The sequence below is a fragment of the Shewanella sp. GXUN23E genome (genome assembly GCF_050865035.1).
In the GTDB taxonomy this organism is placed as follows: Bacteria; Pseudomonadota; Gammaproteobacteria; order Enterobacterales; family Shewanellaceae; genus Shewanella.
The window spans coordinates 1-14,035 of the sequence record NZ_JBOZWP010000021.1 but is presented as its reverse complement, the minus strand read 5'-3'; the positions used below and the strand labels follow the sequence as shown (position 1 = coordinate 14,035).

The following is a 14,035-nucleotide window of genomic DNA, read 5'->3' as shown; positions in this document are numbered from 1 at the left end:
ATGCCGGGTTTAATTCTAGTGGTGGACGATGTCGCCACCAACCTGACGCTGTGCAAAAAAATACTGACTCAGGCCGGTTATAAAACCTGCTTTGCACAGTCCGGAGCTGAAGCGCTGGAGCGTGCCAAAGCGGAGCAGCCTCAGCTTATATTGCTGGATATCATGATGCCGGGGATGGATGGATATCAGGTATGCCGGTTGCTGAAAAATGACCGAAAAACCCGTGACATTCCGGTAATATTTTTAACTGCCCGTGAAGATGAAACCGACGAAACCCAGGGGTTTGCGGCCGGAGCCGTCGACTATATTCTCAAGCCTGTTTCCGCTGCGAGGTTGCTGGCCAGGGTGCGGAATCAGCTGAATCTGGTGCGGCTTGATCAGTTGGAAAAAACTCAGCGGCTGATTGTTGAAAAGCTCGGACGGGCTGCGGAATACAAGGATAACGAAACCGGTTTCCACGTGATCCGCATGAGTCATTATTGCCGTATTCTGGCGTTGGCTGCGGGATTACCTGTGTGTCAGGCTGATCTGCTGTATCACGCTGCGCCCATGCACGATGTCGGGAAAATTGGCACGCCGGATTATATTCTGCTGAAACAGGATAAACTCACGGCGGACGAGTGGGAGGTGATGAAACAGCATCCGGTTATTGGCGCTGACATTATCGGCGATCACGATATCCCACTGCTGCAGGCGGCGAGGGAGATCGCGCTGACTCATCATGAGCGCTGGGATGGCAGTGGTTATCCGCTGGGGATCAAAGGCAAGGATATTCCACTGTTTGGCCGTATAGTGGCAATTGCCGATGTATTTGATGCGCTGGCCAGCCGCCGTCCCTACAAGCCGGGTTGGTCATTGAAAGATACCTGTGAGCGTATTCGACGCGATGCGGGCAGCCATTTTGATCCGGAGCTGGTAGATATTTTCCTGCAACCTGACACCTTCAGGAAGATTGAAGCCATATACACTCAATGGCCTGAAGAATAAGTGGGTGAATGCCGCTTCGGGTTTGTCGTTACTCACTCATTCCACAATCACTATTCGCTCTTCAGTCATCAGTTCCCCAAACAGCTAAAAATGGCCAGGAGGTCATTGAGGCGGCGGTAATTGCTATGGGCTCACGAGGAATTGCACGTTTAATTTTATTACCACCTGCCTTGTCTCAAGCGCATTGGACTCCCGCTGAAACAGATCAACTATTAAATGAAATTGGTATTATGTCGATTGAAAGCCTGGATGGTGCTGAAGGTGTGGGAATACTCAGATCCTGCCCGGCTGGGCTACAAAGGGGGGCTTGTATTTTGCAACATGTTGGCTGGAACTTTGATGATTGGCGATGGGTATTGACGCCTGCTGGAGGTTCTTCGCGTCCACTGAGTCACGGTTGTCGGGAGTTTTACCTATCCATAGATATGATTGGCTGCGATAAACAATTGGCTGTGTCTGTCTGTTAACGCGTCAGGATTTTTGCTGTAACCACCTCCTATCACTGCCGCAACGGGGATTTGCGCATCGCGGGCAAGGCTCAGAATCAGTGCATCACGTTGATATATACCGGCGGTGGTGATGGACAGATAGCCCAAATCATCATCCTGATGAATATCAACACCTGCATCGTACAGAATAAGATCTGGCTGATGCAGACGGATAAGATAGCGGGCGACATCCCTCAGTGTGGCCAGATATTCACTGTCGCTGCAGCCATCCTGAAATTCAATATCATAATCAGAGCGTTGTTTTCTTGCCGGAAAGTTACGCGCGGCATGGAACGAACAGGTCACTATATCATCGAAGGTGGCCCCCAGCGCTGCTGTGCCATCGCCCTGATGGACATCACAGTCCAGGATAAGTACCCGCTCCACTTGTCCAGAATCGATTGCTGCGCGGGCGGCAATAATCAGATCGTTGAAAATGCAAAAACCGCTGCCAAAAGTCTGATGTGCATGGTGATAACCGCCGCTTAAATGAAGACTGACACCATGTTGCAGGGCCAACTGTACCGTGAGTCGGGTTCCTGCAACGGCATGAAGAGTTCGCACACAGAGTTGTTCGCTCCATGGAAATCCGATGCGGCGCATCATGGCAGGGGACAGCTGGTTACACAGAAAACCTTCGACATAGTCGCTGCTATGGCTAGTGAGCAGATCGGATTTATCGATGGGCGTTGGGTTGAAGAACTGCGCAGGCTGCGCAATCCCGCTGGATAGCAGATGATCACGCAGGTGCTGGTATTTGGATACCGGAAATCTGTGATTGGGCGGTAACGCCAGCTGGGAATAGCTGGCGTGATAGACCAGAGGGATCATCAGAGTTGCTTGATGGCCCAGCTCATAAATTGTTTGCGGGTTTCCTGATCAGCCTGCAGCCACCAGTATTGCAGCATCTGCTCAGCATGCGCTGCACTGTCAGTGGCATTTGCCTGAGTGTTGGCTGGTGCGGTGCTATTGGTCTGGCTGTAGGTGCCCTGTACCGGTTGTGATGCTGCAGCTACTGCGACCTCGGATGTTGCGGCGACGGCGGCATGGTTCAGATTGACACCGGTATTGTCACCCAGTAGACGGGAGAAGAAGGTGCTCTCTTCCAGATTGGTGTATTCCACGCTGTAAGCTACTTTTCCACCGTTGTCGGCAATGATTTCAACCTGAGGCGCTTTGGCAAACTTCTGTGGATGTTTAACTTCTTTGGCTCCGGCAGGCCTGAGGCGGTATTCGCCATCTTCTGTGGCCACCAGCGTGACAATAAAGGGAGCGGATTTTACAAAACTCTGACTGTCAGTGAAGTCATCCTCGACCATTTCGTTATAGCGGATGGCGATTTTGTGCTCTCCGGGGGCCAGAGCAAGGTCCGCTTTGTGATTGAAAACACTGGACTCAATGGTTTGTCCATCCATGGCCAGATATTCAAAGCTCATTGGGATGGTCAGGTTGCCGGCCATGGCAGAGGCCGGGCCAAAGAGTGCCAGCATTGCGGTCACAGGCAGTAACGATTTCATTCTTGCTCCTTTAGCGGTTGTAATCTCGGAAAGGCCGTTCCAGCAACTGGATGCGATCTTCGATATAACTGATGGCCTGGCGACATTTTCCCAGGCGGCGATGCATCGCCAGTATTTCCTGTTGATGCTTGATTTTGTCAGCATTGGCACAATTATCAAGCCCTGCATTGAGTTCCTCGATTTTTTGCTCGATTCGTTTGGCCCAGTTCAAATGTTTGTTCAATTCTTCATAGAGTTGGTGACTATTTTGCATCACACTGGCGGCGATCCAGTCAAATCCGGAGGATTGATGCCTGCCAGTCTGTTTTCGCGCGTAATTGGCTCTTTTGCTGTCCCGGGTCTGACGCATGTCTTTCAGGTTCAATGAGGTTGTACCCAGAGCCCGTTTAAGGGCGACAAACTTGTCCTGAATCCGCTCGCAGGTCAGATTAATCATCTCGGCACTCAGATTGAGTTTCAGTTGGCGCTCGAGATTGTCTATATGTTTGGCTATCTGACCTATGCAGGGTTGAAGGCGGCCACCGGTTTGGCTGAACAGTTCATGGTTGAAGCGTTCAACATTCTGCAGCAACTTGCTGTCCTGCGGTGGCAGACTCTGGTCGTGGCGCAATACTTCCTGCTCCAGGCTGCGCAGTTGGGCGCGTAAGCGACGGATCAATTCATCCTGTTTCAAAGCCAGGCTCTCCAGGCAAGATTGGCGGCTATTGTTATCACTATGATGATAAACAGCGGCCGAATAAATGGCAGACCAAATCGGATGGCAACACGGGCGCCGATAAAGGCGCCCAGCATCATGCAGCCCCCCAGAGCAAGTCCCAGTGGTATATCGACCAACCCCAGGGTGAAAAATATCGTCAGAGAGGTAACGTTACTGATAAAGGTCATGGCCCGTGCCAGCCCAATGCTGTGCAACACCGGTAACTGATAAAGCCGCGATGCGGTGACTGTCCAGAATGCACCAATGCCGGGGCCAGCAAACCCATCATAACAGCCCAGGGGCAGGCCATGCAGCCATTGTGTCAGACGGCGGGGTGGTCTGGCTGGGGGCTGGCGTTTATCGCATCCCATGGCTTTGGGATTGAGTGCGGTGTAGATGGCAATAATAATGATGATAAGCGGCAGCACTTTTTCCAGTATCCGGTTATCGACAACTGAAACAGTGACAGTGCCGATTATGGCACCAAGCATGCAGGCGATGCCTGCATGCAGCCAGAATGATGGAGTAATAAATTGTTTTCGGTAGTAGGTCCAGGCCGACATGCAGGAGCTGAAACTGGATGCCAGCTTATTGGTACCAAGTGTCAGATGAGGGGGCAGTCCCAGCGTCAGCAGGGCGGGGATCGACAGCAGTCCTCCCCCTCCGACAACCGCATCGATAAACCCGGCAATAAAACCAACCGCGGCCAGTATGGCGAGGCTGGAAGGGTCACTTAACAGTTCCAAATCAGTCCCTGTATATCCTGCAGATTACTCAATTACCCGGCGGTATGGCGGCAGCGCATCCATCAATGAGGCACCATATCTTTTGCTGACAAGACGCCGGTCAAGGATCGTGATGCGACCATAATCCTGTTCTTTACGCAGCAATCTACCACAGCTTTGTACCAGCTTTCGTGACGCATCCGGGATAGTCAGTTGCAGAAACGGATTGCCACCTTTGAGCTTGATGTACTCGGCGTGGGCCTGCTCGACCGGCGAGGTTGGCACCGCAAACGGCAACTTGGTGACAATCAGATTGGTCAGGTAGTCGCCGGGCAGGTCAAGACCTTCGGAAAAACTGCCGGTGCCGAACAGAATGGAGCTTTCTCCTGCGTCGCATCTTTGCCTGTGTTTTTCAAGCAACTGCTGTCTTGGCGCCGAGCCCTGAACCAGCAATAGCTGCTTCAGTTTACCTTCCAGTAACTCAACGACCTTTTCCATCTGCCAGTAAGAAGCGAACAGCACCAGTGTGGCGGTTTCATCCTCGACCAGCTTAAGAATATGTTCGGCGAGCTCAGCGGTATACTGATCATCGGTAGGCTCAGTGCGCATTCGGGGCAAATACAGCGTTGCATTGTTTTCAAAATCAAAGGGCGACTGCAGCGCCAGATATCGGCTGCCATCATTCAGCGATAAACCCACCTGATGGGCGAAATGTTCAAACCGATTGAGGGCTCTTAAGGTTGCGCTGCAAAGTACCACTCCGGCGGCCTTTTCCCACAGCATCGACTCCAGCATAAAGCCGACTTCAATGGGGGAGGCACACCAAAGATAATCGACCTGTTTGCCCCCGGTAAGTTGCTCGACCCAGCGCGCCAGTGGCGCGCCTTTGCTGTTATCTTCTCTGGCGACCATTTTCCACAGCTTGGCCAGATTCTCCAGCCGTTGCAGCATAAAGCCACATTCTGTCATCAAAGTATCAGCCTGATGTTTGGGCAGCTCGCCATCCTTAATGGCTTCCGTCAGTACCGATTGCATCTTGTTGAATTGTTTGAGTGCTAGGTTGGAGCTGGTGGCCAGATTCTCCGTCAGCGGTTTGATGACGTCAGGCAATTTTCCATGCTCAAATCGCAGCCTGCCTTCACTGTTGGCAAACTGACTGGCCTGAGTGTCGCAGTAATTTGCCATTTGATTGAGCAAGGTGGTGAGATCGGCTGCATAGTCCTGCAGCATTTGTACCGGTGAGATGATGTGGGTGGTCTTGAGCTGATTTTGCAGTTTTGCACTCAGCTTGATCATCTTTTCCAGCCAGTCAGTGGCTCCCCGCAGGGTTGCCTGGGCACTGGAAAAATCCCGGGCAACGATGGGCAGGTGGTGCGCTTCGTCGATCACATAATACATATCCTCTGGGTCAGGCAGAATGATCCCGCCCCCCAGTTCAAGATCGGCGAACAGCAAACTGTGGTTGGCAATCAACACATCCCAGGAGTCCACATCTTCTCTGGCCTTATGAAATGGGCAGTTTCTGTGACTGGCATTCTGGCGATGGCAGCTGTGTTTGTCACAGGCGATCTGTTGCCACAGGTGATCCGGAATGGGAGTCTTGAGTGTATCGAGCTCACCGTTCCAGCGCCCTTCGTGATAATCCTTGAGCAACGTCTGCAGCATATCTACCTGGCTTTGATCCGGCTTGGTTTGCCACATGGCCATTTGCATGCCGTTGTCACCGCCGATCAACATTTCCAGTTTCGCCAGGCACACGTAACGCTGGCGTCCCTTTACCAGTCCAAATTTAAAATCAAGACCAGAATGCTGCAGGAAAAACGGCAGATCTTTGTGCAGCAACTGCTCCTGCAACGCTACTGTGGCAGTCGCGATACACACCTTTTTTTTGCTGGCCAGTGCCAGAGGAATGGTACCCAGAATATAAGACAGTGACTTACCGATACCGGTACCGGCTTCCACTACTATGATGCGTCTGTGTTTGTCATATTCCCCGGCCAGAGTTTTGGAAATTTCGGCCACCATATAGTTCTGCTCCCGTCTGGAACGGAAGTTAGGCAGCGCCGAAGCAATGGCTTTGTAGATGGTTCGGATTTGGGTTTTGACGTTGTCAGACAGCATGCGGGCAATTGGTGGTGGAAAGTGCTGTATAGAATAACAGTAAACTTCGTTGGCGGGAATGACAGAAGTCGCTGGCTGTTACTCAGGCCAACAGCTGACAATGGCGCCTCAGCGGAAACGCCACGGGGATTGTTTATCGGATGCATGGCGGCCGGACAGACTCAGACGCTATTTCCCTGATTTGGCTGAGCGACTGCTGCTTGAGCTGAAACCATCAGGTAAATTGGATTCATTGGATTACGGGATATTTTATAGCGCACTACTTCGGCAAAAGAGTACCTGTCTACGCTATCCGCGCAATCGAGTTTCGCCGCTCCATCCGTTTCATCCGTATGTGGCGGGAGCCATGATAGACTCAGTTCAAATATCCGCGTCAGAGTCCCGATGAAACCTGATTCTTCACAAATGCAAATATTGACCGCCAGAGTACTCACCCGTCACCGGGTCCAGCGAGTTGATGCCTGGTGTTTACAGTATATGGTGCAAACGCCTGATGGTCCGGCGGTATTGGAAGTGCCGCAAGCCGATTATGTGGCCTTTTGCCATCAATCTGATGTTGGTCGGCTGCAGGCATTGGGGGCTCGCATTAACCAAATCAGGAACCTGAATTTACAGAGTTTTGCCTTGCAGCCCGTGGCCGCCCTTTATTGCAGTGAACATCGGGCAATGGCTGAGTTGGCAAGAATGGCGACTGATGCCGGTATTGCATTGTTCGAAGCGGATACTCGTCCGCAAACCCGGTATTTGACCGAGCGATTCATCAACCTTGATTTACAGGCTCAGGTATTGCGTTTGGCAGATATAGGCCGTTTACCCTGTTATCAGCTGCTGCGGGCGAAAGCTGCCTCGCTTCAAATGGAACACTCTGCCGTTTCATTTGATCTTGAGTGCAGTCCCTCAGGAGAGTTGTACTCGGCGGGTTTTTATTCCGACGCTCACGCCGCCGTGCTGATGGTGGGTGAGGGAGCGACCACTCACTCAGTGAGCAGTCAGTCCGGAGAATCCATTCGCTGTGACGTCAGTTGGTTCGCCGATGAGTACGCACTGCTGAAGGGGATTGAGCGATGGTTTATTGACCATGATCCCGATTTTATTATCGGTTGGGCCGTGGTGACCTTCGACCTGGCGTTGCTGTATCGCAGGGCAAAACTGTACGGGATGTCCTTGCAGCTGGGGCGTGGTCAAACGTTATTGGGCTGGAAAATTGCAGACACCTTCCGACCTGAAACTCTGGATCTCCCCGGGCGGGTGGTGTTGGATGGCATCGACTGGCTCAAAGCGGCGTTTTACCGGTTTGACAGCTACTCGCTGGAGAATGTGTCAAGAGAACTGCTTGGAGAAGGGAAAGCCATTGATAAGGTTGATGATCGGGGAGGTGAAATTGAACGCATGTTCGTTCACAACAAGTCAGCACTTGCTTACTACAATCTCACCGATTGTCGTCTGGTGTGGGAGATCTTCAAAAAAACACAGTTAGTTGAATTTGTACTGGCGCGCTCACGAATGACCGGGCTGGAGCTGGGGCGGGTTGGGGCGTCGGTGGCTGCCTTTAATCATCTGTACCTGCCTCATCTGCACCGTGCAGGCTATGTTGCACCGCATATGTCCCCTTTTGACGGGCTGGAGAGTCCAGGGGGATATGTCATGGACTCACTGCCCGGTTTATACCGGGATGTGCTGGTACTGGATTTCAAAAGTTTGTATCCCTCCATTATCCGGACCTTTCTGATTGACCCCAAGGGACTGATAGAAGGACTGCAGCTGAATGAGCTTGATACGGTTGCCGGTTTTCTCGGTGCGCGTTTCAGTCGAAAATCACCCATTCTGCCAGCGCTTATTGCCAATCTGGCAGCAATGCGTGAGCAAGCCAAATCGGCTGGTAATGGCCCTTTATCCCAGGCGATAAAAATCATCATGAATTCGCTATATGGGGTGTTGGGCTCAAGAGGTTGTGTTTTTCATGACGCCAGGTTGGCCAGTTCGATTACCATGCGTGGCCATGAAATAATGAAACAGACCAAAGCCTGGATTGAGGAGGCGGGTTTTACGGTTATCTATGGTGACACGGATTCAACATTTGTATGGGTAAAGGATTCCAGGCTGCCGATGGCGCAGGTGGGGCGCCAGCTGGTTGACAACATCAATCAGCAATGGCGTAAAAGGTTGCAACATGAATTTCAATTGGAGAGTTGGTTGGAGCTGGAGTTTGAGTGTCATTACCGTCAGTTTTTTATGCCGACGCTTAAGGGCTCTGAACTTGGCAGCAAAAAGCGCTATGTGGGTCTGAAGCAGGAGCTTGGCGAGGATACGCTGATATTTAAGGGGATGGAGCAGGTTCGCAGTGACTGGACACCCTTGGCCAAAACTGTGCAGCTGGAGTTGTACCGGCGATTGTTTGCCGGTGAGTCACCTGATGCCTATCTACGGGATATTGCGACACAGCTCTACTCAGGCAAGCTGGATGAACAGCTTATTTTTACCAAGCGATTGAAACGAAACGCAGCTGATTATACTGCCAGGGCGGCTCCCCATGTTAAAGCGGCGGAGTTGTTGGCGTTACGTTCAGGAAATGCAGCATATGCACGGCGTGGTGCAAAAATACGTTATGTGATAACAGTTCAGGGGGCCGAACCTATCGAATATCTTAGCGCTGCCATTGATTATAACTATTATCTGCAACGTCAATTGAAATCTGTTGCAGAACCGGTACTGCAAGTTTTGGAGTTAAATTACGACAAAGTTGTCTCATCTCAGCTCGTGTTAATTTAGTGATTAAATATATAGCTCGTGTTTTAACCGTGTTTTGCAAAAGTTAAAAACGCTATTTCTTAATGTTTTTTCATTATAAAAGTGATACATGGCGCAAGTTTTTGCTAAATCCAACTTGGGTGCTGTCAAAGTGTCTTGCTAATCTGCTGCACGTCTAGGATAGAAAAATAACAACGGAGTGTAATACGCAGATTGAATACTAATAGGTTAGGCACAGATGAACAAAACACTCATCGCAACTGCACTTGCAGCACTTACCGCAGCGCCAGCTGTTTCCGCTGTTGAACTCTACAAAGACGCCAACAATGATGTGACCCTGGGTGGTTACGCCGGTGTTCGTATCCTGAACACTCAAGGCGAAACTGAACTGGTGAACGGCAGCTCACGTATTAATTTTAACTTCAAGCACAAGCTGAGCAATGGCTGGAATGCATACAGCACCCTGGAATGGGGTGTTAACCCATTCGGTGATACCACTCTGGTATACAACAACGACAGCCAGTTCGACGCTCACAGCAGCGATTTCCTGAGCAACCGTCTGGCATTCATCGGCCTGAGCCATGACAAGTACGGCAGCATCTCTTTTGGTAAGCAGTGGAGCGCGTACTACGACACCGTAGTGGGTACTGACAACGGCCTGGTATGGGGCGGCAGTGCTTCTGGTGTTTACACCTATGAAGGCAACGGCGCAATCAACGGCGTAGGTATGGCTGATAAAGCAGTTCAATACCGTAACAGCTTTGGCGATTTCAGCTTTGCTCTGCAGGCTCAGCTGCAACAGAACCAGATTGACGCAGTAGACGGCGGAAATGGTGTTAACCCATTCCCACCTAAGACTTACGCTGCAGGCACCGCAGCTGCCAAGACTGGTCTGGCATCTCTGGAATACAATAACACCTATGGTGCATCTGCCACTTATACCCTGATGGATAAGCTGGCTCTGTCTATCGGTGGTAACACCGGTAAATTTGAAGCAACCCGTGTAGGTGGCAGCAAGTTTACTGAAACTGATTACATCTATGCAGTTAGCGCAACATGGGGCAGCCTGGGTGAAGAAGGCCTGTTCGCATCTGCTAACTACAACAAAAACCAGTGGCATCAGACTGACAAGAACGGCTATCTGATCCCATCTGCTTATGGTGTTGAAGCATTCGTTTCTTACAATCTGGGTAATGGTTTCCGTCCATACGCAATGTATAACCGTCTGGAAGCTGATGGCACTTATAACACTGGTGCTGACGCAGTAACCAAGAACATCATGCAGTACGCTGCAGCCGGTGTTGAGTTCAAGTGGGACAGCAGCATCATGATGTACGTTGAAGGCAAGTATGACTTCAGCGACTATGTTCAGGGTGGCGTTAAATCAGAAGGCGACAACGCTCTGGCTGTAGGTATCCGTTACACTTTCTAAGGTGTAAGCAGATTATCTGCCAAGTGAATTAGCATACTAAGCCCGACTTAATGAGTCGGGTTTTTTTATCTTCAAATTTAGTCCGAAATAAATTATTCCCTCTCACGGCATCGATAGCGCGGAATACTGGTGCAAGTAATCTGTACCCAATTCTTTACATGGGCAAGGTATCTAAAAGCCCATTCCCCATTGCATTTACTGCTTTTTTTCAAACCTAACCTCAACGAATTAACTTGATATTTTTCGAAGTAAATTTGTACTACAGAAATGATACTAATGTTGCGAAATTGTTCCTTATGTGATTTTATCGTTGTCACGAGTCAGGGCTTGCGATGGGTCTTGGCTTGAGTAATACAATAAATCGTCGTCCAGGGAGATAGACACAATGTTGAAGAGCAAAATTTTGGCTAATGCAGTGCGTGTAGCGCTGATTAGTGGTGCCGCAACGGCAGTATTCACCGTACCAGCTGTATCAGCAGCTGAAGGTGGTGAGAAAATAGAACGAATTGAGGTGACAGGTTCATCGATTAAGCGTACCGACATTGAAGGTGCCCTGCCGGTGACAGTGATCAGTAAGGAAGATATTGTTCGCTCCGGCGCTGTTGATACGGCAGAATTGATTCAGCAACTGCCCTCTATGCAAGGCTTTACCGTTTCTGCAGACTCAGTAGGTGGTGGTGGTGGTGGTTATCAAACAGCCTCAATCCATGACTTGGGGGCTTCATATACTCTGGTTTTGATTAATGGTCGACGTTTGGCGCCGTCCACTTCAGGCTCAACTATTGATTTGAATAGTATTCCTTTAGCAGCCATTGAGCGTGTCGAAGTGTTGACAGATGGAGCCTCTGCACTCTATGGCTCTGATGCTATTGCTGGGGTGGTAAACTTCATTCTTAAAGAAAACTACCAAGGGGTTCAGCTCCAAGGACGTTATGATAAACCACAGGAAAGTGGTGGCGAAAGCTGGAATGGCAGTATAACTGCGGGTCTGGGTGATTTTGAAACCGATGGTTATAACATCATGATTGCCTATACCCATGACGATCAAAGTCAATTGGCGTCGAAGGATCGCGATTTTGCCAAAACGGGTATGATTCCATTTAATGTCAATGGACAGGACTATTTCTTCTTTAACGGCTCAGGTAATGCGATTCCGGGCAACGCACGGACACGTGATAATACACTCGCCTATCGTGATGCAAAGGGAAATATTGTTAGCGGCCCTTTATATCCAGACCATAAGATGACCAAGGGTAACTGGAGTTCCTTTAACCCATACCTGGCTGCCAACGGTCAGTGTGCCGAGAGTAACTCTCCTATTGGTAAAGAATGTTTCTTTGATTACACCAGCACCATTGAAATCCTTCCTGAAAATAGCAGAGATAGTGTTTTTGTTAACGCTGATATTGCGTTGACTGATGATATTTCCGTGTTTGCCGAGGGGATTTATGCCAAACACAAAATGACAACCCGCATAGCTCCTTATCCAACGGGTTTTTTCCCTATTCCAGTTGACTCTGCTTTGACTGATAAGTATGTGGTGCCATACCTGAGTCCGGAGCAAAAAGCGTTTTATGATGCTGGTACTTTGGATGTTAATGCCCGCTGGCGTGCTCTGCCTGCAGGAAATCGAACAACTGAGTTTGATACTACTGCGATTCACTTTGTTGCCGGAGTTGACGGTGTTGTAGGCAACATGGACTTTGAAGCAGCGGTAACCTATTCATCCAATGATCAGGATCAAAATTATCCAACCGGATGGCTGCTGTCAGATCCATTCCTGGATGCTGTAAGTAGCGGTGCTATCGATGTATTTGTGCCTGCGGATCAGCTTGATGATGCGAGTAAAGCGGCATTAGCGAAAACTGTTTACTCCGGGAATTGGAGTGGCAATAAAATTGATACCTGGGGATTGGATTTCAAAGGGTCTTTGCCTGTATTTGAAATGCCTGCCGGTGACGCATATTTAGGTTTTGGTGGTGATTACCGCAAAACCAGCTTTAAGCAGACAATTTCTGACGCAAACAAAAATGAGGAGATTTTGTTCCTGAGCACTGATGATGCTTATGATTTGGAACGAGATACCTACGGTGTTTTCGCGGAATTTGTATTGCCAGTGATAGACAATATGGATATCACCGCATCTCTGCGTTATGACTCTATTGGTGGCGTTGATGACAAAAAAGCGGGGGGTAAAGTTAACGGTAGTGAAAGCGACCTTACATACAAGCTGAGTGCCCGTTATCAGGTTACTGACAGTTTGCTGTTGCGTGCATCTTATGGTACCGGTTTCAAAGCGCCATCCATGCTGGAAATCGCCCGCCCCAGAGCTGAGTTTGGTGTGACTGGTGACAATTATGAATGTCCTTTCCCAGGCTCGGATCCACTGGCTCAGTACTGTTTGCCTGGTCGTTCTCAGTATTCAGTGTTTGTTCAGGGATATCCTGAGTTAAAACCTGAAAAATCTACTCAGTATTCCGGTGGTTTTGTATTCGCTCCAACTCAAGACTTCAGTGTGACTCTTGATTATTGGAATGTTGAAATGAAGGACCAGGTCACATCGTTGACTGAAGCCCAGATTTTCGCTCAGGCAGATACATATCGTGACCTGTTCACCACAAAGAGAAATCTTGCAACTGGTGAAGACGAACTGGCCATTATTCAGGCGTCAGTTAACGTAGGTAAGAGTAAAAACAGCGGTATTGATTGGAACATGACGTTAAACAACGATTTTGGTTGGGGTGAGTTGTCCTCCTATTTCGTTGGTACATACATGATCCAGAGCGAGTACACCAAGCCAGGTACTAACGAGTACATTTCCAGCATGGGAAGATTTGGCGATAACAACTCAGTGACGTTCCGCGTTATATCCCACGTTGGAACAACTCTGACCGTTGGTGACTCACAGACCAGCCTGATCGCAAAATATCGTTCCGGTTACCAGGATCAATTCCAGTCAGCTGATCTGTGTTCAGTAACCTTTGATGATGCATTGGGCGATTGTGCCGATATTCAGTTGCATGTACCGTCATATACGACTGTGGATTTCCAGACTCGTTATTTCTTTACCGACAACTTCAACGCAACGTTTGGTATAGCAAATATGTTTAACCGTGAGCCTTCGCTGTCTCTGCGAGGCGGTGGTTCAGGTCACCAGGTTGGATATGATCCACGTTATACCGACTCTTTGGGACGTACTTTCTATCTGCAGGCAGATTATAAGTTCTAACCTAAAGGTATGATGGAAAAAAGCGCTGAACAGATGTTCAGCGCTTTTTTAATTCATAAATTTCGGTAAACCAGTTTATACCAACTTCATT

Annotated in this window: 9 protein-coding genes; 4 read left to right on the top strand and 5 right to left on the bottom strand. The window is 49.5% G+C overall.

Annotation, left to right across the window (positions count from 1 at the left end; genetic code table 11):
- Entirely contained in the window at window positions 1-987 is a 987-nt protein-coding gene (locus ACRRUX_RS16165; RefSeq protein WP_432532194.1) for a response regulator, read from the top strand.
- Window positions 988-1,400: 413 nt separating this feature from the next.
- Here the strand turns inward: ACRRUX_RS16165 and ACRRUX_RS16160 are convergent, their stop codons facing one another.
- From ACRRUX_RS16160 to dinG, 5 genes are read right to left on the bottom strand one after another with little or no spacing between them, the layout of a single operon-like run.
- Window positions 1,401-2,306, bottom strand: coding sequence for a histone deacetylase family protein (locus tag ACRRUX_RS16160; protein ID WP_432532192.1), 906 nt, complete (start codon window positions 2,304-2,306; stop codon window positions 1,401-1,403).
- The gene (locus ACRRUX_RS16155) at window positions 2,306-2,992 is read right to left on the bottom strand and encodes a DUF2057 domain-containing protein (RefSeq protein WP_432532190.1); all 687 of its coding nucleotides are present in this window, start codon (window positions 2,990-2,992) and stop codon (window positions 2,306-2,308) included. The genes ACRRUX_RS16160 and ACRRUX_RS16155 overlap by 1 nt, the downstream gene beginning before the upstream one ends.
- 10 nt (window positions 2,993-3,002) lie before the next feature.
- The gene (locus ACRRUX_RS16150) at window positions 3,003-3,665 is read right to left on the bottom strand and encodes a primosomal replication protein (protein ID WP_432532188.1); all 663 of its coding nucleotides are present in this window, start codon (window positions 3,663-3,665) and stop codon (window positions 3,003-3,005) included.
- Window positions 3,662-4,435 (bottom strand): sulfite exporter TauE/SafE family protein, encoded by a 774-nt coding sequence (locus ACRRUX_RS16145; protein WP_432532186.1) that lies wholly within the window; start codon window positions 4,433-4,435, stop codon window positions 3,662-3,664. Before ACRRUX_RS16145 ends, ACRRUX_RS16150 begins: the two co-directional genes overlap by 4 nt.
- Window positions 4,436-4,459: 24 nt before the next feature.
- A complete protein-coding gene (gene dinG, locus ACRRUX_RS16140) occupies window positions 4,460-6,535 on the bottom strand; it encodes an ATP-dependent DNA helicase DinG (protein WP_432532184.1) in 2,076 nt (691 codons plus the stop codon).
- 384 nt (window positions 6,536-6,919) lie between these two features.
- On the opposite strand from dinG, the gene ACRRUX_RS16135 reads away from it, so the two are divergent.
- The 3 genes from ACRRUX_RS16135 (at window position 6,920) to ACRRUX_RS16125 (ending at window position 13,944) form a co-directional block, all read left to right on the top strand.
- Window positions 6,920-9,304 carry a DNA polymerase II gene (locus ACRRUX_RS16135; protein WP_432532182.1) on the top strand — a complete coding sequence of 795 codons (2,385 nt, stop codon included), beginning with the start codon at window positions 6,920-6,922 and terminating at the stop codon, window positions 9,302-9,304.
- Between the two features lie 217 nt (window positions 9,305-9,521).
- On the top strand, window positions 9,522-10,715 hold the full coding sequence (locus ACRRUX_RS16130) for a porin (protein WP_432532180.1): 1,194 nt from the start codon (window positions 9,522-9,524) through the stop codon (window positions 10,713-10,715).
- 385 nt (window positions 10,716-11,100) lie between these two features.
- Window positions 11,101-13,944 carry a TonB-dependent receptor gene (locus tag ACRRUX_RS16125; RefSeq protein WP_432532178.1) on the top strand — a complete coding sequence of 948 codons (2,844 nt, stop codon included), beginning with the start codon at window positions 11,101-11,103 and terminating at the stop codon, window positions 13,942-13,944.
- Window positions 13,945-14,035: the final 91 nt, after the last annotated feature.

What these genes read in the sequence shown, in the direction of transcription:
- ACRRUX_RS16165 (WP_432532194.1), top strand. Translation starts at nt 1, where the DNA reads ATGCCGGGTTTAATTCTAGTGGTGGACGATGTCGCCACCAACCTGACG.
- ACRRUX_RS16160 (WP_432532192.1), bottom strand. Translation starts at nt 2,306, where the DNA reads ATGATCCCTCTGGTCTATCACGCCAGCTATTCCCAGCTGGCGTTACCG.
- ACRRUX_RS16155 (WP_432532190.1), bottom strand. Translation starts at nt 2,992, where the DNA reads ATGAAATCGTTACTGCCTGTGACCGCAATGCTGGCACTCTTTGGCCCG.
- dinG (WP_432532184.1), bottom strand. Translation starts at nt 6,535, where the DNA reads ATGCTGTCTGACAACGTCAAAACCCAAATCCGAACCATCTACAAAGCC.
- ACRRUX_RS16135 (WP_432532182.1), top strand. Translation starts at nt 6,920, where the DNA reads ATGAAACCTGATTCTTCACAAATGCAAATATTGACCGCCAGAGTACTC.
- ACRRUX_RS16130 (WP_432532180.1), top strand. Translation starts at nt 9,522, where the DNA reads ATGAACAAAACACTCATCGCAACTGCACTTGCAGCACTTACCGCAGCG.
- ACRRUX_RS16125 (WP_432532178.1), top strand. Translation starts at nt 11,101, where the DNA reads ATGTTGAAGAGCAAAATTTTGGCTAATGCAGTGCGTGTAGCGCTGATT.